At 65.6% G+C, this 18,534-nt stretch carries 19 protein-coding genes; 10 read left to right on the top strand and 9 right to left on the bottom strand.

The genetic code is table 11. The features are described from left to right. Window positions 1–52: 52 nt before the first annotated feature. The gene (locus TSA1_RS05410) at window positions 53–355 is read left to right on the top strand and encodes an HU family DNA-binding protein (RefSeq protein WP_025037698.1); all 303 of its coding nucleotides are present in this window, start codon (window positions 53–55) and stop codon (window positions 353–355) included. A gap of 71 nt (window positions 356–426) precedes the next feature. Here TSA1_RS05410 and TSA1_RS39560 read toward each other — a convergent pair whose 3' ends face one another. The 5 genes from TSA1_RS39560 to TSA1_RS05390 all read right to left on the bottom strand — a co-directional run bounded on the left by TSA1_RS39560 (window position 427) and on the right by TSA1_RS05390 (window position 4,425). After that, window positions 427–582 carry a hypothetical protein gene (locus tag TSA1_RS39560; protein WP_174718766.1) on the bottom strand — a complete coding sequence of 52 codons (156 nt, stop codon included), beginning with the start codon at window positions 580–582 and terminating at the stop codon, window positions 427–429. Window positions 583–587: 5 nt separating this feature from the next. Next, window positions 588–2,972: an endopeptidase La gene (lon, locus tag TSA1_RS05405; protein WP_100175438.1), complete on the bottom strand. Its 2,385-nt coding sequence runs from the start codon at window positions 2,970–2,972 to the stop codon at window positions 588–590. Window positions 2,973–2,980: 8 nt separating this feature from the next. Beyond that, window positions 2,981–3,364 (bottom strand): Hsp20/alpha crystallin family protein, encoded by a 384-nt coding sequence (locus TSA1_RS05400; RefSeq protein WP_100175437.1) that lies wholly within the window; start codon window positions 3,362–3,364, stop codon window positions 2,981–2,983. A 175-nt stretch (window positions 3,365–3,539) separates the two neighbouring features. Beyond that, window positions 3,540–4,106 (bottom strand): YciE/YciF ferroxidase family protein, encoded by a 567-nt coding sequence (locus TSA1_RS05395; RefSeq protein ID WP_100175436.1) that lies wholly within the window; start codon window positions 4,104–4,106, stop codon window positions 3,540–3,542. Window positions 4,107–4,218: 112 nt separating this feature from the next. Next, on the bottom strand, window positions 4,219–4,425 hold the full coding sequence (locus TSA1_RS05390; protein ID WP_100175435.1) for a F0F1 ATP synthase subunit B family protein: 207 nt from the start codon (window positions 4,423–4,425) through the stop codon (window positions 4,219–4,221). 88 nt (window positions 4,426–4,513) lie between these two features. Here TSA1_RS05390 and TSA1_RS05385 point away from each other — a divergent pair, with 88 nt between their 5' ends. From TSA1_RS05385 to TSA1_RS05375, 3 genes are all read left to right on the top strand, one after another. Continuing rightward, window positions 4,514–5,140 (top strand): MarC family protein, encoded by a 627-nt coding sequence (locus TSA1_RS05385; protein ID WP_100175434.1) that lies wholly within the window; start codon window positions 4,514–4,516, stop codon window positions 5,138–5,140. Between the two features lie 157 nt (window positions 5,141–5,297). Continuing rightward, window positions 5,298–5,951, top strand: a complete 654-nt coding sequence (locus TSA1_RS05380) for an L-fuculose-phosphate aldolase (protein WP_174718765.1) — start codon at window positions 5,298–5,300, stop codon at window positions 5,949–5,951. An 8-nt stretch (window positions 5,952–5,959) separates the two neighbouring features. Then, entirely contained in the window at window positions 5,960–7,747 is a 1,788-nt protein-coding gene (locus TSA1_RS05375; RefSeq protein WP_100175433.1) for a chloride channel protein, read from the top strand. A gap of 12 nt (window positions 7,748–7,759) precedes the next feature. On the opposite strand, the gene TSA1_RS05370 is transcribed toward TSA1_RS05375, so the two are convergent. Beyond that, window positions 7,760–8,017 (bottom strand): DUF2798 domain-containing protein, encoded by a 258-nt coding sequence (locus tag TSA1_RS05370; protein WP_100180984.1) that lies wholly within the window; start codon window positions 8,015–8,017, stop codon window positions 7,760–7,762. Window positions 8,018–8,064: 47 nt separating this feature from the next. On the opposite strand from TSA1_RS05370, the gene TSA1_RS38755 reads away from it, so the two are divergent. The 5 genes from TSA1_RS38755 (at window position 8,065) to uraD (ending at window position 12,323) form a co-directional block, all read left to right on the top strand. Then, the gene (locus TSA1_RS38755) at window positions 8,065–8,316 is read left to right on the top strand and encodes a hypothetical protein (RefSeq protein WP_142252051.1); all 252 of its coding nucleotides are present in this window, start codon (window positions 8,065–8,067) and stop codon (window positions 8,314–8,316) included. Continuing rightward, window positions 8,309–8,719 carry a hypothetical protein gene (locus tag TSA1_RS05365; RefSeq protein ID WP_174718764.1) on the top strand — a complete coding sequence of 137 codons (411 nt, stop codon included), beginning with the start codon at window positions 8,309–8,311 and terminating at the stop codon, window positions 8,717–8,719. Before TSA1_RS38755 ends, TSA1_RS05365 begins: the two co-directional genes overlap by 8 nt. Window positions 8,720–10,079: 1,360 nt before the next feature. Continuing rightward, the gene (locus TSA1_RS05355) at window positions 10,080–10,493 is read left to right on the top strand and encodes a DUF3830 family protein (protein WP_100175432.1); all 414 of its coding nucleotides are present in this window, start codon (window positions 10,080–10,082) and stop codon (window positions 10,491–10,493) included. Continuing rightward, complete coding sequence (puuE, locus tag TSA1_RS05350; RefSeq protein WP_100175431.1) at window positions 10,494–11,429, top strand: allantoinase PuuE; 936 nt, start codon at window positions 10,494–10,496, stop codon at window positions 11,427–11,429. Window positions 11,430–11,435: 6 nt separating this feature from the next. Beyond that, on the top strand, window positions 11,436–12,323 hold the full coding sequence (gene uraD, locus TSA1_RS05345; protein WP_100175430.1) for a 2-oxo-4-hydroxy-4-carboxy-5-ureidoimidazoline decarboxylase: 888 nt from the start codon (window positions 11,436–11,438) through the stop codon (window positions 12,321–12,323). Here uraD and TSA1_RS05340 read toward each other — a convergent pair. Beyond that, entirely contained in the window at window positions 12,320–15,046 is a 2,727-nt protein-coding gene (locus tag TSA1_RS05340) for a molybdopterin-dependent oxidoreductase (RefSeq protein WP_100175429.1), read from the bottom strand. The two genes, uraD and TSA1_RS05340, sit on opposite strands and share 4 nt — an antisense overlap. Then, on the bottom strand, window positions 15,043–15,870 hold the full coding sequence (locus TSA1_RS05335) for an FAD binding domain-containing protein (RefSeq protein ID WP_100175428.1): 828 nt from the start codon (window positions 15,868–15,870) through the stop codon (window positions 15,043–15,045). Before TSA1_RS05335 ends, TSA1_RS05340 begins: the two co-directional genes overlap by 4 nt. Window positions 15,871–16,002: 132 nt before the next feature. Between TSA1_RS05335 and TSA1_RS05330 the strand changes: the two genes are divergently transcribed. Beyond that, complete coding sequence (locus TSA1_RS05330; protein WP_100175427.1) at window positions 16,003–17,352, top strand: 8-oxoguanine deaminase; 1,350 nt, start codon at window positions 16,003–16,005, stop codon at window positions 17,350–17,352. Window positions 17,353–17,457: 105 nt separating this feature from the next. Here the strand turns inward: TSA1_RS05330 and TSA1_RS05325 are convergent, their stop codons facing one another. After that, window positions 17,458–18,534: a BMP family ABC transporter substrate-binding protein gene (locus TSA1_RS05325; protein ID WP_174718763.1), complete on the bottom strand. Its 1,077-nt coding sequence runs from the start codon at window positions 18,532–18,534 to the stop codon at window positions 17,458–17,460.

Genomic DNA, 18,534 nt, shown 5'->3' with positions numbered 1-18,534 from the left:
GGCCTTCGCCGGTTGGTCTAATATGCAGCCGTCACGAATCAGAGGAGACACGATGGCAACCCAAATGTCCAAATCGCAATTGATCGAAAAGATTGCGACCGCCACAGAGCTTTCCAAGCGCGACGTCAAGAACGTCATGGAGACGCTGACCGACGTCGGTCACAAGGAGCTCAAGAAGAACGGCCTGTTCCTGGTGCCGGGCTTCGCCAAGTTCGTGGTCATCAAGAAGCCCGCGACCAAGGCTCGCAAGGGCACCAACCCGTTCACGGGCGAAGAGATGATGTTCAAGGCCAAGCCGGCCCGCAAGATCGTCCGCGCCCGCCCGGTCAAGGCGGCCAAGGACGCCGTGGGCTAACGACGCAAAGGCCCCCTCGGGTAGAGGGGGCCTTTTGTTTGGGGCAGCCGCGAGGGCCTGAGACGGAGGGCTCAACCCTTGCGGCGCTTCACCCGGATCGGGACCGGCTGAAGCCGCGGCTCAGGTCCTGCGAGCGCATCGCGCACCCGATCGACGGCACGACCGAGCAGCTGGCGCAGCCGCTGTGTCTTCCGCGATCTGTTCGCTTCTTCCAGCAGTTTCTTCATCGCATTCACTCCGCCGCTTCGACCTTCGCATCGACATGGGGCTCGAGCGCCGCGGCGATGGCTTCGTCGACGCGCTCCAGCCAGATGAATTCGAGGTTGTCCCGTGCGCTCTTCGGGATGTCGTCGTAGTCCCGCTTGTTGCGCGCCGGCAGCATCACCCGCTTCAACCCGGCGGCGGCCGCAGCCACCACCTTCTCCTTGATGCCGCCGACCGGCAGCACCAGGCCGCGCAGCGAGATCTCGCCGGTCATCGCCGTGTCGCTCCTCACCGTGCGATTGGTGAGCAGGGACGTCAGCGCCGTGAACATCGCAACGCCCGCGCTCGGTCCGTCCTTCGGGGTCGCCCCCGCCGGCACGTGAACGTGGATGTCGCTCTTCTCGAACGCTTGCGGGTCGATGCCGAGCTGCGAGGCCTTGCTCTTCACCAGCGTCAGTGCCGCCTGCACGCTCTCGCGCATGACGTCGCCGAGCTGGCCGGTCAGGATCATCCCGCCCTTGCCGGGCACGCGCGAAGCCTCGATGAACAGGATGTCGCCGCCGACAGGCGTCCAGGCAAGGCCGGTGGCCACGCCCGGAATGCTGGTGCGCTGCGCGATCTCGCCTTCGAAGCGCGGCTGGCCGAGCATGGTGGCGATGTCCTTCGCCGTCACCACGACCTTCGCAGCCGTGCCTTCGGCGACCTGCACCGCGGCATGGCGGAACAGCTTGCCGATCTCGCGCTCGAGGTTACGCACGCCGGCCTCGCGGGTGTAGCCCTTGACCACCAGCTTCAGCGCGTCCGGCTCGATCTCGGCCTGCTCGGCTGTGAGGCCGTTGGCCTCCAGCTGCCGCCGCACCAGATAGCGCTGCGCGATCTCCAGCTTCTCGTCCTCGGTGTAGCCGGCGAGGCTGATCAGCTCCATGCGGTCCAGCAGCGGGCCCGGGATCTGGTCCAGCATGTTGGCGGTCGCGATGAACACCACGCGCGACAGGTCGAAGGGCACGCCGAGGTAATTGTCCCGGAACGTCCCGTTCTGCTCGGGGTCGAGTACTTCCAGCATCGCAGCCGAGGGATCGCCCTGCACGCCGCGGCCCATCTTGTCGATCTCGTCCAGCATCATGACGCAGTTCCTTGCGCCCGCCTTCTTGATGCCCTGGATGATGTTGCCGGGCAGCGCACCGATATAGGTGCGCCGGTGGCCGCGGATCTCGGCCTCGTCATGCACGCCGCCCAGACTGACGCGCACGAAGGGGCGATCCATCGCACGCGCGATGGATTGGCCGAGCGAGGTCTTGCCGACGCCGGGCGGGCCGACGAAGCACAGGATCGGGGCCTTGCCCTGCGGCGCCAGCTTGCGCACCGCCAGATATTCGATGATCCGGGTCTTGATCTTCTCCAGGCCGAAATGGTCGGCATCCAGGATGGCTCGCGCCTCCTTGATGTCGATGGGCTTCTCCGCGGGCAGCGCCCAGGGCAGTTCGATCAGCCAGTCGAGATAGGTGCGGACCATGCCGGCTTCGCCGGCGGCCTCGGGCATGCGCTCATAGCGGCGCAGCTCCTTCCTGGCGTGCGCGTCCGCCTCGGGTGGCATGTTGGCCTTGGCGATCGCGGCGGTCAGCTCCGCGACCTCGGCCGCCTTGCCGTCGCCTTCGCCGAGCTGGCGCTGGATCGTCGCCATCTGCTCGCGCAGGATCGCCTCGCGCTGCCGCTCGTCGAAAGAGGCCTTGGTCTGCTGGCCGATCTCGTTGGAGATGCGCAGCACCTCCAGCCGCTCGGCCAGGTGCTTCGATACCTTCTCGACGCGCAGGGCGAGGTCGATGGTCTCCAAGACCTCCTGCTTGTCCTGCGGCCTGATGTCCATGAACGAGGTCGCCAGATCCGCCAGCGCGCCGGGCGCGCTGGTGCTCTGGAACATCGCAACCAGCTCGGGCGGCGCCTGCGGCAGCAGCTCGATCGCCTCGATGGCCTGGCGCTGCAGGTTCAGCGCGCGCGCCTCGATCTCGGGCGAGGTCGTGGTCGGCTCGGGGATCTGCTGGAAGCGCGCAACGGGGAACGGCGTCCCCGGCAGGAAGTCGAGGATGCGCGCGCGCTGCACGCCCTGGCAGACGATGTGGTGGGTGCCATCGGGCGCGGTGATGTAGCGCACGATGTTGGCGATGGTGGCGACCCGGTAGAGGTCGTCCGGTCCGGGCTCCTCGGTCTCGCGGCTGCGTTGCAGGACGATGCCGATCGGCCGCTGCTCGCGCAGCGCCTGCTGCGCGGCGGCGATGGACTTCGCCCGGCCGATCGTGATCGGCGCGATGGCGCCGGGGAACAGCACCATCTCCCGCACGGGGATGATGATCAGCGCGTCGTCGGGGATCTTCACGTCGTTATTGGTCTGTTCGTTGTTCATCTGTTCGGTGGCCATGATCGACCTCAGGATTTGGCGAGGCGCAGAGCGACGCAGCCGTCCATCACGAAACGGCTGATGGCGTAGCGGCCGAGGGGTAATGCAATGCGGCGCTCAAAACGCCCCTGCGGCAGCTCGAGCCGGTGGATGCGGGCGTTGCGGAGCTCCGGCGGAAGGGTGCGCCGACCGGAGATGACGAGCACGCCGTCATGAATGACCGTCTCGACATTGTCGGGATTGACGCCGGGGAGCGCGACCAGGATCAGGAGCTCGTGCTCGGTTTCCAGCACGTCGATCGGCGGCTCCCAGCAGGCTTCCTGGCGGCCGAATTGCTGGCGCAGCCGATCGGCGCGGGTCAGCGAGTCCAGGGCTTCGGACAGCATCCAGTCGAGGGGATTTTTGGGTTGCATGTTGGGGGCTCTGGGGTGGGAAAGCCTGCATATGGGACTGGTTCCAGGGAAATCCAGTGCTCTGGCGCCGATGTGCCATGCGCCGTCGTGCGATCCAAAACAAATGTCGCGCCACGGGCCCAAACGGCAACGCCGCGGCATGGCCGCGGCGTTTCGTCATCGTCAACGCGCAGCGTCAGGCCGCGGCGAGGTATTCTTCCTCCGCCTCGAGGTTGATCACCGAGGTGGCGAGTTCGGTCAGCGTATGGTCGGTCGCCTCTTCCTCGTCCAGCGTCGCCTGAAGCAGCCTGGCCGCGTCCTGCATGCCGAGCTCCTCGGCCCAGGTGCGCAACGTGCCGTAGCGGGAGATCTCGTAGTGCTCGACAGCCTGGGCGGCCGCGAGCAGGCCCGCGTCGAGCGCCGGCGCGCCCTTGAAGTCCTTCATGATCTCGGCACCTTCATCGGTGATGCCGTTGATCGCCTCGCAGGGCTTGCCCCGTGCCGGCTTGCCCAGCATCTTGAAGATCTGCTCGAGACGCTTGACCTGGCCCTGGGTCTCGCGCAGGTGCTTGTTGAAGGCCGCCGCCAGATCCTTCGAGTGCGCGGCCTTGGCCATCTTCGGCAGGGTCTTGATGATCTTGTTCTCGGCAAAATAGATGTCCTTCAGCGTCTCCAGGAACAGGTCGCTGAGCATCTTGGGGGCCTGGCGCGGTCGCCGCGCGGCGGTCTTCTTGGTGGTGCGCTTCTTCGCTCGTTTAGCCATACGTCCTCCTCTTGAGGTCACACGGGAAGGCGTCGCCTTCCTCAATCCTCTGGCGATCAAAGCCGCTTGCTGAACGAAAGTTCCAAACTGCAACCGACGCGCGCGCGATCGTTCAGGTCGGACGCTTGCAGGGATCTTCCTGGCGCTGCCGTGCCGCGGTGTTGCGATCGAGCTGCGCCCGCTCGCCGCGGCGCAGCTGGCCGGCCTTCATCACGCCATAGACGAGGACCCCACCGAGCACGAAGGCGCCGATGAACCAGAGCCGGAGCAGATCGGCCGAGAGCTGGCCGAGGAGCGTTCCAATTCCGCTGTCGCTCATTGCCTTCTCCGGTGATTTCCAAAGCGGCATCGCTGGGCTAAGTCAGCCCGGCAGCCATCGTTCCAGCGTCCAAGGACCACACCGCCACATGCTCGACTTCGCTTTATCCGCCTTCGTGACGCTGCTGCTGGTGGTCGACCCGGTCGGCCTCGCGCCGGCGTTTCTTGCGGCCACCGGCGGCATGCCCGACAAGGTCAAGCGCACGATCGCGCTGCGCGCGCCGCTGATCGCGGCCTCGATCCTGGTGGTGATCGCGCTGGCCGGAAACTGGCTGCTGCGCCAGCTCGGGATCGGCATCCCCGCCTTCCAGATCGCCGGCGGGCTGCTGCTGTTCGGCGTGTCCTACCAGATGATCTTCGGAGATCGTCCGCATCGCGAGGCCCGAGAAGCCGACAAGGCGACCTCCGAGCACGCTTCCGACGTCGCGGTGTTTCCCCTGGCCATCCCGATGATGGCCGGCCCCGGCGCGATCGCGACCACGCTGCTGCTGTCGGGCGATGCCGGCTACGGAGCGAAGCTCGCCATCATCATTGCGGTCGTCGTCTCGGTCTGCCTGATCTGCATGCTGTGCTTCGTCTCGGCCCACCTGATCGCGCGCACCCTGGGGCGCACCGGCAATGCCGTGATATCGCGCGTCCTCGGCATGCTGCTCGCGGCTTATTCGGTGCAGTTCGTGATCAACGGAATTGCCGCCGTCCGGACCAGCCTGTCATAGGGCTGCGAGATCAGTTGAATCCATTGATTTTGCCGTCCATTTCGTGGTTTGGCAGCAGCTTCGCCGGGACGGCGCGGGATCCGGGCCGCTTTCGCTTGCACTGCCATGTTGCTTTGACGTACTTCCGTTCTAACAAGTCGATCGTCGGGAAATCGGGATGTCGATGACAACGGACGAGCTCGCCAAGAGACAGGCCATCATCGACGCGTGCCGCCGCATGAACGCGCTCGGCATCAACCAGGGCACCTCGGGCAACATCTCCGTCCGGCATGTGGACGGGCTCCTGGTCACGCCGACCAGCGTGCCCTATGACGCCATGACGCCGGAGCAGATCGTCTTCATGACCATGGACGGCGCCCACGCGGCGGAACAGAAGCCGTCGAGCGAATGGCGCTTTCATCGCGACATCCTGAAGTCGCGACCCGACGTCAACGCCGTCGTGCACGCCCATCCGACCTATTGCACCATCCTGGCCATCATGGGCATGGAGATTCCGCCGGTGCACTACATGATTGCGGCGGCCGGCGGCGACAGCATCCGCTGCGCACCCTATGCGACCTTCGGAACCGCCGAACTGTCCGACCATGCGGTGCGGGCGCTGGAGGGCCGGCTGGCCTGCCTGCTCGACCATCACGGCATGATCGCGATCGGCAAGACGCTGGACAAGGCGATGTGGCTGGCCGTCGAGGTCGAGACGCTGGCGCGGCAATATCACGGCTGCCTCCAGATCGGAAAGCCGCCATTGCTTCCGAGCGACGAGATCGAGCGGGTCCGCCAGCGCATGGCCGGTTACGGACTGTCGGAAGGTTAGGGCGGGCGGTGTTCGCGCGGATCAGACATCTCACCGATCGCAAGGGATCCAACCGCGTCATGGTTCGGCTGCGCGCGCTGTTGCGCAGCAACGAGTTCTATCTCATCCCGCTCGCACTGGTCATCGGCGCGCTGGCCGGCGCCGTCGTGACGCTGATGGCCGAGATCGCGCAGATTGCCCATATGGTCATCTACGGCATTCCGGTCGACGTCCGCCTCTCTGCCAATGCCCGGGTCAGCCCGTGGGCGGCACTGATCGCGCCTGCCCTCGGCGGACTGGCGCTCGGCATCATGGAATGGTCGCGGCGGCGGATGAAGATCTCGAGCGCGGTCGACCCGATCGAGGCGAACGCGCTGCGCGGCGGCAATCTGTCGATGCGCGACAGCGTGGTGGTGTCGAGCCAGACGCTGATCTCCAACGGCTGCGGCGCCTCGGTCGGCCTCGAGGCCGGCTATACCCAGATCGGCTCGGGTATCGCCTCGCTGTTCGGCAAATTCTTCAATCTGCGCCGCAACGATCTGCGGCTGATGGTCGGTTGCGGCGCTGCCGCGGCGATCGCGGCCGCGTTCGGCGCGCCGATCACCGGCGCCTTCTACGCCTGCGAGCTGATCGTCGGCGTCTACTCGGTCGGCAGCGCTGCACCGATCCTGGCCGCTTCGCTCGCCGGCGCGCTCACCGCGCAATGGCTCGGCGGCGCGCCCTATTCGCTGGAGATACCCAAGGTCAGCGCCGTCGGCGTCGAGCAATATCTGGCGCTCATCGGGCTCGCGCTCGTCACGAGCGGCGTCGGCATCGCCGTGATGCGCTCCTCGCCGAACTTCGAGCGCCTGTTCGCCTGGCTGCCGGTCTGGCTGCGTCCCGTGTTCGGCGGCCTCATCGTCGGCGGCTTCGCCATCGTCACGCCGCAGGTCCTGGCGGCAGGCCACGGCGCCATGGTGCTCGATCTGTTTCACGAGATGACGATCGGCCTGATCGCGCTGATCATCGCCCTGAAGGTCACGGCGTGCCTGATCTCGCTCGCCTCGGGCTTCCGCGGCGGTCTGTTCTTCGCATCGTTGTTCGTCGGCAGCCTGATCGGAAAGTTTTTCGCCGCGGTGCTGCTCCTGATCAGCCCGAACTTCGTGATCGACCCGCTGGTCGCGATGCTGACGGGCATGGCGACGCTCGGCGTCGCCATCGTCGGCGGTCCCCTGACCATGTCGTTCCTGGTGCTCGAGATGACTCGCAACGTCGACGTCACCGCCGTGGTGCTGGCCGGCTGCATCGTCACCTCGATCTGCGTCCGCTTCATGTTCGGCCACTCCTTCTCGACCTGGCGCCTGCATCTGCGCGGCGAGACCATCCGCAGCGCCAACGACGTCGGCTGGCTGCGCAACCTCACCGTCGAGCGCCTGATGCGCTCCGACGTCGGCAAGGTCCCCTCGACCACGACGATCGCGGCCGTGCGCCGCGAGTTCGCGCTGGGATCGCGGCCGGGGGTCGTCATCGTCAACAATGCCGACGAATATGTCGGCCTCGTCCTGCTGCCGGACCTGTTCTCGGGCGATCTCGATACCATCGCCGACGAGATCCAGGTGATCGAGCTCGCGCGCCTTACCGAGATCGTGCTGATCCCGGAAATGAACGTGAAGTCGGCGATGGCGGTGTTCGACGAGGCCGAGGCCGAAATGCTGGCGGTGGTGGATTCCACCGACAGCCGCAAGGTGGTCGGTTTCCTCACGGAAAACTTCGCCCGCCGCCGCTATGTCGAGGAGATCGACAAGGCGACGAGGGGCGTGCTGGGCGCGCTGTCCTAAGGCGCTGGCCTCCTACCGGCCCGATTGAGGCGGAGCCGCGACGAGGCAGGCCACGATCCGCCGGACCAGTGGCAGCACCAGGAGCAGGGTTGGAAAGGCGACGAGCCATGACAGACCCCAGGCACCAGGCCAGGTCGCCAAGAACGCCGGCGTCGCGCCGAGGCTCCGGAGCGTGGAAATGACCGAGACTACGGCGGTCATGAGGATGGACAGCACGAATGGCATCACGATCGGCGCATAGCGCGCCGGCAGTTTGCGAACCACAATCATCTGGCTTCTCTTGGAAAAGGACGCGTCGATCACGTTGAACCCTGGAAATGGCATCGATCCCGACGGCGTCGGTTGATGCGTTGGTTCACGTAAAACGCTTACGGCAGCCGAAAAACGGCGCAACTGTTCATTATCCGCTCAGGTTGGGTGGTGCAAGCTGGGACTTGGCCGTTTGGTTTACAATCGTTCAAAGCGTGGCAGATTGCCGCGATCAGGAAACCATTTCAGTGGTTTGTGCGTTACCCGATGTTTGCTTACTCAATTTTTTGGCGAGAACACAGGAAGATCAAGATGAGTGATGGACCGATGAAATTCGCAGCCGGCCGAAATGCGGTCCTGGCCGCGTTCGCAAGCGTGGCGCTGCTCGCAGCCTCGGTGTCGCCCTCGGCTGCGGCGTCCTCGGGGGCGGCCCCGGCGGTGTCGGCAAAGGCTGCGGCCGTGGGCCAGGCCTCCTCGGACGTCACCGACTTCAGCGCAGCCCGGCGTCGCTATTACCGGCGCGGGCCGAACGCCGCAGGCCTCGCCTTCATGGGCGCTGCCGCGGGTATCATCGGCGGGGTGATCGCCGAGCAGCGGCGCCGCGACTACTACGAGAACCGCTATTATTACGGCCCGCGGCCCTATTACGGCGGTCCCCGTTATTACGGCGGTCCGGGCTATTACGGCGGCGGCAGTCCCTTCTATTACGATCCGGGATACTGAGCGGCTGTTTTTGACGCGGCCCGGAATAGGTTGCGCGAAAAGGGCGGTACTTTGCGCCGCCCTTTTTGTTGCGTCGGTACCTTTGTAGCCCGGATGGAGCGAAGCGCAATCCGGGGCCGCTCGCCCGGTATCTCGCGCTGTCCCGGATTACGCTAGCGCTCCATCCGGGCTACGGCATCGCGCCTGTGTCGCCCCCTGTCAATCCTCGTATGCAAAAATATTCCGCTTTACCGAAATTCGGTTTTGGCGTATGTGTCGCTCATCCCGGCTCACCCAAGAGGGGCGACTTGAAGTCGTCATGTTCGCGAGCCGGGGTTGCGGTGGACGCGGCAGCGTCGGCGCGAGAGGTACGGGCAGGGCGGGTAGTCCCTGTGAGCCCGTGGCCGCGCGCGGACGAGCGGCGCTGCTAGGCTCGTCTCGCCTGTAAGTTTCGCAGCTCCGTCGACAGGGCTGGAAATACTGCGGCGATAGGGCGGGCCGTGCGTACGGCAAAACCGTGTGGTCCTGGCCGTCGTTGCTACGGTCAAGCCGGATCGAAGATGTGCGCGAGTCCAACCGGGCAGACGGCATCATGCAATTCGAACGGCGAGGGAGGCCAAAGGGAAAGTTCGGCTCCCGGGAGAGCACGGCATAAGCCGTCCAGCCACTGCGCAGGGAAGGCCGAGTGATCGGCACCACCTGTATGCTGCTGTGCGGTCTCCTTTGCGCATCATTCGCGCAGCGGACCGCGGGTGCGTTGTCAGCACCCGGCCTTCCCTGCGCCCTCTTGGCAAAGAGGGTAGCGAGACGAAGCAAAGCTCGGGCGAAACAAGCCGCGGGGCTGCGAAGCCGTGTCTGGGACTTGAGCTGCGTGCCACAAGCTCGACCTCGTAGGGCGGGCAAAGCGGCTTGTCCGCCGTAGATCGAAGAGCGAAGGCGGAAGCGTGCCCACCACTCTTGCGTATGGCTTGAACGCGTGGGCACGGCGCTATGCGCCTTTGCCTACCCTACGGCACTGCAGCTGGGATGTGCATGGGAGCATCGCGAAGACGACAGAGAGAGCGCGCGCCACACCTCGCTCCCGTGCCGCTGCGCCAGTTGCAGAGTCTGCTGGCACATTCCGGTCAAATATTCGGCAACCGTGCCCGCTAGCATCAATGGACTTCTATCCGTCAATCCGCTTCAATGGGCCGATCACGCATGGAGGCCGCCGCGGCCGGAACTCGAGCTGCTGCCTGCCGCCGAGCCCTGAGTCGCTTGGGCAGCATTGTCGCTGGCCCTGCGCTCGCTCGCAGTGCGGCTCCGCCCCTTGCGCGAAACGGCCGAGAGTGCTCTTTGCTTGAGGGCTTTCCGGGGCGGAGCCCCGATCCAGAGAAATGAGATGAGCAAACTCGTTATTCGCGCCGGAGAATTCACCTTCGATGCCCGCTTCGAAGAGCAGCTGGCGCCCAAGACCGTCGCAGCCTTCCGCAAGGCGCTGCCGTTCGAGAGCCACATCATCCATGTGCGCTGGAGCGGTGAGGGCGTGTGGATGCCGCTCGGCGACCTCGACTTCGGCGTCGGTTACGAGAACCACACCAGCTATCCCGCGCCCGGTCAGATCATCCTTTATCCCGGCGGCATCAGCGAGACCGAGATCCTGCTGGCCTATGGCGGCGTGCATTTCGCCAGCAAAATGGGGCAGCTCGCCGGCAATCATTTCATCACGCTGACCTCGGGCCTGGAGAATCTCGCCACCCTCGGCAAGAGCGTGCTGTGGAAGGGCGCCCTGCCGATCCGCTTCGAGGAAGTCTGAGTGACCGACCCCCGCTACCCACGCGATCTCCGCGGCTACGGCCGCAATCCGCCGCATCCGCAGTGGCCCGGTAACGCACGGGTCGCGGTGCAGTTCGTCGTCAATTTCGAGGAAGGCGGCGAGAACAACATCCTGCATGGCGACCGTGCCTCGGAAGCCTTCCTGTCCGACGTGCTCGGCGCGCAGCCCTGGCCCGGCCAGCGCCACGCCAATATCGAATCGATGTTCGAATATGGTTCGCGCGCCGGCTTCTGGCGGCTGTGGCGGATGTTCACCGCGCGCAACTGGCCGACTACCGTGTTCGGCGTCGCCACCGCCTTGAAACGCAATCCCGAGATCGTCGTGGCGATGAAGGAGGCGGGCTGGGACATCGCCAGCCACAGCCTGAAATGGATCGAGCACAAGGACATGACGGAAGCGCAGGAGCGCGCCGAGATTGCCGAGTCGATCCGCGTCCATACCGAGGCGACGGGATCGCGTCCGCTCGGCTGGTACACCGGCCGCTCCTCGATCAACACCAACCGTCTCTTGATGGAGGAGGGCGGCTTCCTCTATCTCTGCGACTCCTATGCCGACGATCTGCCTTATTGGATCAAGGGCGCGAATGGCAAGCAGCTCGTCATTCCCTATACATTAGACGCCAACGACATGCGCTTCATCAACCCGCAAGGCTTTGCCGAAGGCGAGCAGTTCTTCACCTATCTGAAGGACGCCTTCGACGTGCTCTATGCCGAAGGCGAGACCGCGCCGAAGATGATGTCGGTGGGACTGCACTGCCGCCTCGCCGGGCGGCCCGGCCGTGCTGCGGGCCTGATCCGCTTCCTCGACTATATCGGCAAGCACGAGCGCGTGTGGGTGCCGACAAGGCTGCAGATCGCGCAGCACTGGCACGCCAGGCATGCGGATCTTGCCGCCAACGCATTCGAGATCGGTTGAGGGACGATGTCGCAAATCTCGCTGTCCGACCTCAACGCCGCTGCCAAGGCCGACTTCGTCGCGGTGCTCGCCAATGTCGTCGAATATTCGCCGTGGATCGCCGAGCAGCTCGCCGGCAAGCGGCCGTTCGCCGGCGTCAACCAGCTCCACGCCGCGCTGATGGCGGCGATCCAGAGCGCCGAACCCGACGTGCAACTGGCGCTGCTCCGGGCGCATCCCGATCTCGCCAACAAGACCCAGCGCGCGGCGGGACTTACGGCGGACTCGACCGACGAGCAGAACAGCGCCGGCCTCGACCGGCTGTCGGAGGCCGAATATGCCGCGTTCGAGCGCGTCAACAATGCCTATCGTGAAAAGTTCGGCTTCCCCTATATCGTGTGCGTGCGCCGTCACACCAAGGATTCCGTGCTGCGCGACTTCGAGACGCGGCTGCTCAACATCGCCAAGACCGAGACGCGCCGCGCGCTCGAGGAGATCGGCCGCATCTCGGCGCTGCGGCTCGATCAGCTCGTCCTCGCCGACGACAAGCTGAAGGTGCACGGGCGGCTTTCGACGCATGTGCTGGACAACCACGCCGGCAAGCCCGCACCCGGCATCCCGGTGGAGCTCGTCGAGCTCTCCGCTCTCGGCGAGAACCGCATCATCGCGCGCACCGTCACCAATGCAGACGGTCGCACCGACCAGCCGTTGATCGGCGGTCGCCCGCTGCCGATCGGCCGCTACGAGCTTCGCTTCAGCATCGGCAAATATTACGCCGAGCGCAACGTTCAGCTGTCGGCCCCGCCCTTTCTCGACGAGATCCCGTTGCGCTTTGCCATCAGCGAGCCGGAAAATCACTACCACGTACCGCTATTGGTCACGCCCTGGAGCTATTCGACCTATCGCGGCAGCTAGCCGCCGAACTTCGCGTGCAGCGCCGGAAACAGCCGGTCCGGCTTGAAGGGCGGCGCGGTGAAGCGGATGCCGGTGGCGTCCGCAATGGCGTTGCCGAGCGCGGCCGCAACCGGATTGTACGGACTCTCGCTCATCGACTTCGCGCCAAGCGGTCCGATCGTGTCGGACGTCTCGGCAAAGAACACCTCGGTGCGCGGAATGTCAGCGAAAGAGGGCAGGTGATAGTCGCGGAATTTCGGGTTGGTGACGCGCCCCTCGGCATCGATCACCATCTCCTCGTAGAGCGCCGCCCCGAGCGCCTGCGCCACGCCACCCTCGACCTGACCGCGGCACTGCATGGGATTGGCGACGACGCCGGCATCGGCGGCATGCACGCTCCTGAGAATCCTGAGCTCGCCGGTGCCCTTGTTCACGGCGACGCGAAAACCCTGGACGTTGAAGCCGACCGAACGCGGCGTCCCGGCGGAATTGCCGTTGCCCGCGAACGGCTGCCCGCGTTCGTGCCCGAGCTTTGCCAGCTCCGCAAAGGGCATGCGCCGGACCCCGCTGACGACCGCATTGTCCTCGATCACGCAGGTCCCGGCGTCGCACAGCCACGCGTCGGCGGCGGCCGCCTTCAGCGCGGTCGCAAGCTGCATGGAAGCCGCATGGGTCGCCTTGCCGGCGACGAACATGCCCGCGCTGCCATAGGCGCCGGTGTCGTGGCCGCCATGGGCCGTGTCGGACTGGCGCAATTGGATTCTGTCGACGGTGGTTGCCAATGTCGTCGCAGCGACCTGCCGGTGCACTGTGCTGGTGCCATTGCCGAACTCTGCGGTGCCGACGGTCAGCTCGAAGCCCCCGTCCTCGCCCAGCACGATCGTGGCGTCGGCGAGGTGGCCGGCCGGCGGCGCGGTGTCGATCATGGTCAGCGCGACGCCGTCGCCGATCAGCCAATCCGGCGACAGCTCCGGCTGCGGACCGTCGGCCTGCATGGCTCGCTCGACGAGATCGAGGCACTGGTCGAGCCCGTAGGATCCGTAGAGCACGTCGTGAAAATCGGACGGCGGCGGCGACAGCATGGGATCGCCGGGCCTGACGATGTTGCGCCGGCGCATCTCGTATGGGCTGATGCCGAGCTGCCTCGCCAGCTCGTCGATCGCAGCCTCGATCGCGATCTGCGTCTGGGGCAGGCCATAGCCGCGAAACGCACCGGACGGCACCGTGTTGGTGTAGACGGCATGGCCGTCGACCCGCTTGTTCGGGCAGTTGTAGACGGCGATCGACTCCGACAGCGAATGAAACATCACGGGCCCGGCATGATTGCCGTAGGCGCCGGTGTTGGAGAGCACGTCGAGCTGCAGCGCGGTGAGCTTGCCGTCGGCATCGGCGCCGGCCTTGATGTGGACTCGCATCGGATGGCGCGTCGAGGTCGCGATGAACTGCTCCTCGCGGGTCAGCTCCAGCTTCACCGGGCGTCCGGTCTTGAGCGTTGCGAGCGCCAGGATGTCCTCGACGAACATCTCCTGCTTGCCGCCGAAGCCGCCGCCGACGCGCTCGCAGAACACGCGGACCTTGTCCAAGGGAAGCTGGAAGATGTCGGACAGCGCGCGCCGGGTCAGGAACGGCACCTGCGTCGAGGTGCGGACATTCAGCACGCCCGCCTCATCAAGCCAGGCGAGGCCGCCATGCGTCTCCAGCGCCGCATGCTGCACGCGATGGCTGTGGAAGGTGGCTTCATAGCTGACCGCGGACGTGGCAAGCGCCGCCGCGACGTCGCCGAACTCGCCATGCGTCTCCGCCGCGAGGTTGCGCTGGGGATCTGCGATGCGGTTGGCGATGGTGCGATCGGGATGGATGATCGGCGCGCCCGGCGCCATCGCCTGCTCTGGATCAATCAGCGCAGGCAGAATCTCGTAGTCGACCTTCAGTCGGCGGCAGGCCTCCTCCGCGGCAGCCTCGCTCTCGGCGACGACGGCGGCGACCCGCTGGCCGATGAAGCGGACGACGTCGTCGAGAATGCGGGTGTCCTCCGGGTCCATCCAGTCCATCTCGTGCCGGGCAGTCGACATCAGGACCGATGGTGCGTCCTCATAGGTCAGCACCGCATGGACTCCGGGAACATTCAGCGCTTCGGACTTGTCGATCGCGACGATCCTGGCGTGGGCATGAGGCGACCGCGCCAGCTTGACGTGAAGCAGGCCGTCGATTGCGGTGTCGAAGGTGTAGCGCGCCTTGCCGCGGACGATGTCGGGGCCTGCCGGCGCTGGCAGGCTGCGGCCGAAGGCAGCGCCGGGCTCGACGCTCGCCTCGACATTGGTCTTGCCGAGCAACGCGTCCTCGATTGCGCGGTAACCGGTGCAGCGGCAGATATTGCCCTTCAGCGCGGCGCCGAGATCGGTGCGCTGCGCCTGGTTCAGCGAGGCGCAGGTCAGGATCATGCCGGCCGTGCAGAAGCCGCATTGAAAGCCCTGCGCGTCGAGGAAGGCCTGCTGCATCGGATGCGTGCCATGCTCGCCGCCGAGACCTTCGATCGTGGTGACGGTGCGCCCCTCGGCGCGGAAGGCAGGGATCAGGCAGCTATGCACCGGCTCGCCGTCGAGCAGCACCGTGCAGGCGCCGCAGTCGCCGGCGTCGCAGCCCTTCTTCACGCCGAAATGGCCGAGCTCGCGCAGGAACGTGCGCAGGCATTGCCCGGCCCGCGGCTCCTGCGCAAACGGCTTGCCGTTGATCTCGAAGCTCATGGCGGAGTTGCCCCGAGCAGCTCGCCGCGGATCTCCTCGGCAAGCCGCAACGTCATATGCTTGCGCCAGAGCGGCTGGCCGTGGATGTCGGTATGGTACAGGTCATCGGTGATCTGCTGCGAGATCGCGTCGCGAAGCGTGTTCGCGTCCGGAGCCTTGCGGAAGGACAATTGGATCGGTCGCACCGTCGATGCGGTGACCGTGAGCGCCAGCGTGCCGTCGGCATCCAGGCTGCCGATCAGCAGGGCCGCCGAGCGGCCGACCGGGGCCAGCGAGATCTGGCGAAAGGCCGTCCGGCGCTTCAGTGCGGCCATGGGAATGTCGATCTGCCGGATCAGGTCGCCCGGCGTCAGGCGATTGCGCTGGTTGCCGGTGACGAAATCGACGACGGGAATCCGCTGCTCGCCGCCGCCAGCCTTCCAGATGGTGCAGACGCCATCGAGCGCCGCGGTGAGCGAGATCATCGGTCCCGCCGGCAGCGACATGCAGAGATTGCCGCCGACCGTCGCGGTCTTCCAGATCTTGAACGAAGCAAGGAACGCCCGACAGCAATGGCCGATCAGCGGTGCGGCCAGCCAGTCGGGCGGGCAGGCGAAACCATCGAGTTGCGCGACGGTGCAGGTGGCGGCGATGGAGAGATGGCTGTCGGTGATCGTCAGCGCCGGCCATTTCAAGTCGGTCAGATCGATCAGCCGCTTCAGATGGACCTGCGGCTCGGAGAACAGCCACGTGCCGCCCGCGAGCCAGGCGTCGCCGGCCGTCCAGACCGGCAATTGCACCCGTGTTTGCGGATGGGCCACGGTCGTGATTGTGTTCAAATCCATGGCCGCGCCAAAGTTTCCGCCGGTGAATCGTGATGACGAGTCTTGCAAGACCGGAGCCAAGTCGCAACAAACAAGTCGCGCCAGGACGGCGATTGGGCAGTTGGCCGCAGTGAATGCGGGGAGAAGCGGATCATGAGTGACGCGAAGCCGATCTGGATCCGGGATCCTCTCGCCATCCTTGCCGACGGGGCCGAGCGCGGGATCGTCGTGAAGGACGGCCGGATCGTCGAGCTCGTGCCCGCCGGCGTCACGCCGGCAACGGCGGACGTCGCAATTTTCGATGCGAGCGAACACGTGGTGCTGCCGGGCCTCATCAACACCCATCATCACTTCTACCAGACGCTGACGCGGGCGCTGCCGGCGGCGATGGATCGCGAGCTGTTCCCCTGGCTCAAGGCGCTCTACCCGGTGTGGGCGAGGTTGACGCCAGAGGCGCTCGAGCTCAGCGTCACCGTGGCGATGTCCGAGCTGCTGCTGTCGGGCTGCACGACGACGACGGATCATCATTACGTCTTCCCGGCAGGGATCGAGGACGCCGTGGATGTCGAGGTCGGCGTCGCAAGACGGCTCGGCGTGCGCGTGCTGCTGACGCGCGGCTCGATGAATCTGTCGCAGCGCGACGGCGGCCTGCCGCCTGACAACGTCGTGCAGGACGAAGACACGATCCTCGCCGATAGCGCGCGTGTGGTCGCGAAGCATCACCAGCGCGGCGCGGATGCGATGGTGCAGATTGCGCTTGCGCCATGCTCGCCGTTCTCGGTGACGCCCTCGCTGATGCGTGCCACCACCGATCTCGCCGACAAGCTCGATGTGCGTCTGCACACCCATCTCGCCGAGACCGAGGACGAGAACGAATTTTGCCAGCAGATGTATGGCTGCCGCCCGCTCGACTATCTCGAACAATGCGGCTGGCTCAACGCGCGAACCTGGCTCGCCCACGGCATCTTTTTCAACGCCGACGAGATGAAGCGGCTTGGCAAGGCCGGGACGACCATCAGCCATTGTGCGTGCAGCAACCAGATCCTGGCGTCGGGCTGCTGTCCGGTCTGCGAGATGGAGGAGGCTGGCGTCGGGATCGGACTCGGCGTTGACGGCTCGGCCTCAAATGACAGTTCGAATTTGATGCAGGAGGTCCGCGCCGCCTTCTTGCTGCAACGGGCCCGCTATGGCGTGACCAGAGTCAGCCACAAGGACGCGCTGCGCTGGGCCACCAAGGGGTCGGCAGCCTGCGTCGGCCGGCCGGAACTCGGCGAGATCGCCGTTGGCAAGGCGGCCGACCTCGCGCTGTTCAAGCTCGACGAGCTGCGCTTCTCCGGCCATGGCGATCCCTTGGCCGCGCTGGTGCTGTGCGGGGCGCATCGGGCCGATCGGGTGATGGTGGCCGGACGATGGGCTGTGATCGACGGCGCGATCCCGGGCCTCGATGTCGCCGATCTCATCCTCAGGCACAGTTCCGCGGCGAGGGCGATGCGGGCCGGATAGGGAAGAATTGAAAGAGGGGGCGACCACAAGTGCCGGGTGCTTCTGGCCACCCCCTCCGAACCTCCTCCGGGAGGAGCAGGTGAATTAGCTAAAGCAAGAAGCGTGCTACTTGCCCGGCAGCTTGTCGTCGATGCCCTTGACGTAGAAATTCATGCCGAGGATCTGCCCGTCGTCGAGGTGATCGCCGCCCTTGCACTCGACCGGCTTGCCGTCTTGCCCAACGATCGGGCATTTGAACGGATGCAGCTTGCCCGCAATGATCGCGGCCTGGGCATCCTCCGCCATTTTCTTCACCTCGTCGGGCATGTTGGTATAGGGGGCCATCGCGAACATGTGGCTGTCGAGGCCGCCCCAGCTGTCCTCGGACTTCCAGGTTCCCGCGAGCTCGGCCTTGACGCGCTCGATGTAGTAGGGGCCCCAGGTGTCGAGGATCGAGGTGAGCTGGGTCTTTGGCCCGAATTTGATCATCTCGGAATCCTGGCCGAAGGCGAGCTTGCCGCGTTCGCTGGCGATCTGCATCGGGGCAGGCGAATCGGTGTGCTGCATGATGACGTCGGCGCCCTGGTCGATCAGCGCCTTGGCGGCGTCGGCTTCCTTGCCCGGGTCGAACCAGGTGTTGGCCCAGATGATCTTGACCTTGATGTTCGGGTTGATGCTCTGCGCCGCCAGCATTGTCGCGTTGATGCCGGAGACGACCTCCGGAATCGGGAACGAGCCGATATAACCGAGCACGCCCGACTTCGACATCTTGGCCGCGATCAAGCCTTGAATGTAGCGGCCCTGATACCATCTGGCCGAATAGGTCGACATGTTCGGATTGCGCTTGTAGCCGGTGGCGTGCTCGAAATGCACGTTCGGATATTTCTTGGCGACCTTCAGCGTCGGGTCCATGTAGCCGAACGACGTCGTGAAGATCAGCTTGTTGCCGGCGCGGACGAGCTGCTCGATGGAGCGCTCGGCGTCGGGGCCTTCGGGCACGTTCTCCAGATAGGTGGTCTCGATCTTGTCGCCGAGCTCCTTTACCAGCGCCAGGCGCCCCTGATCGTGCTGATAGGTCCAACCGAGGTCGCCGATCGGGCCGAGATAAATGAAGCCGACCTTGAGCTTGTCGGCGGCGGAGGCTGCGCTGACGCTCCCGGCAAGCAGGAGCCCGGTGGCCAGCGCAAGAAGTGATTTCCTCAT

Origin of the sequence: Bradyrhizobium nitroreducens (genome assembly GCF_002776695.1) — a bacterium.
Classification (GTDB): domain Bacteria; phylum Pseudomonadota; class Alphaproteobacteria; order Rhizobiales; family Xanthobacteraceae; genus Bradyrhizobium; species Bradyrhizobium nitroreducens.
Note: the sequence above shows the minus strand (reverse complement) of the source record. Positions and strands in the feature narration are given on the sequence as shown.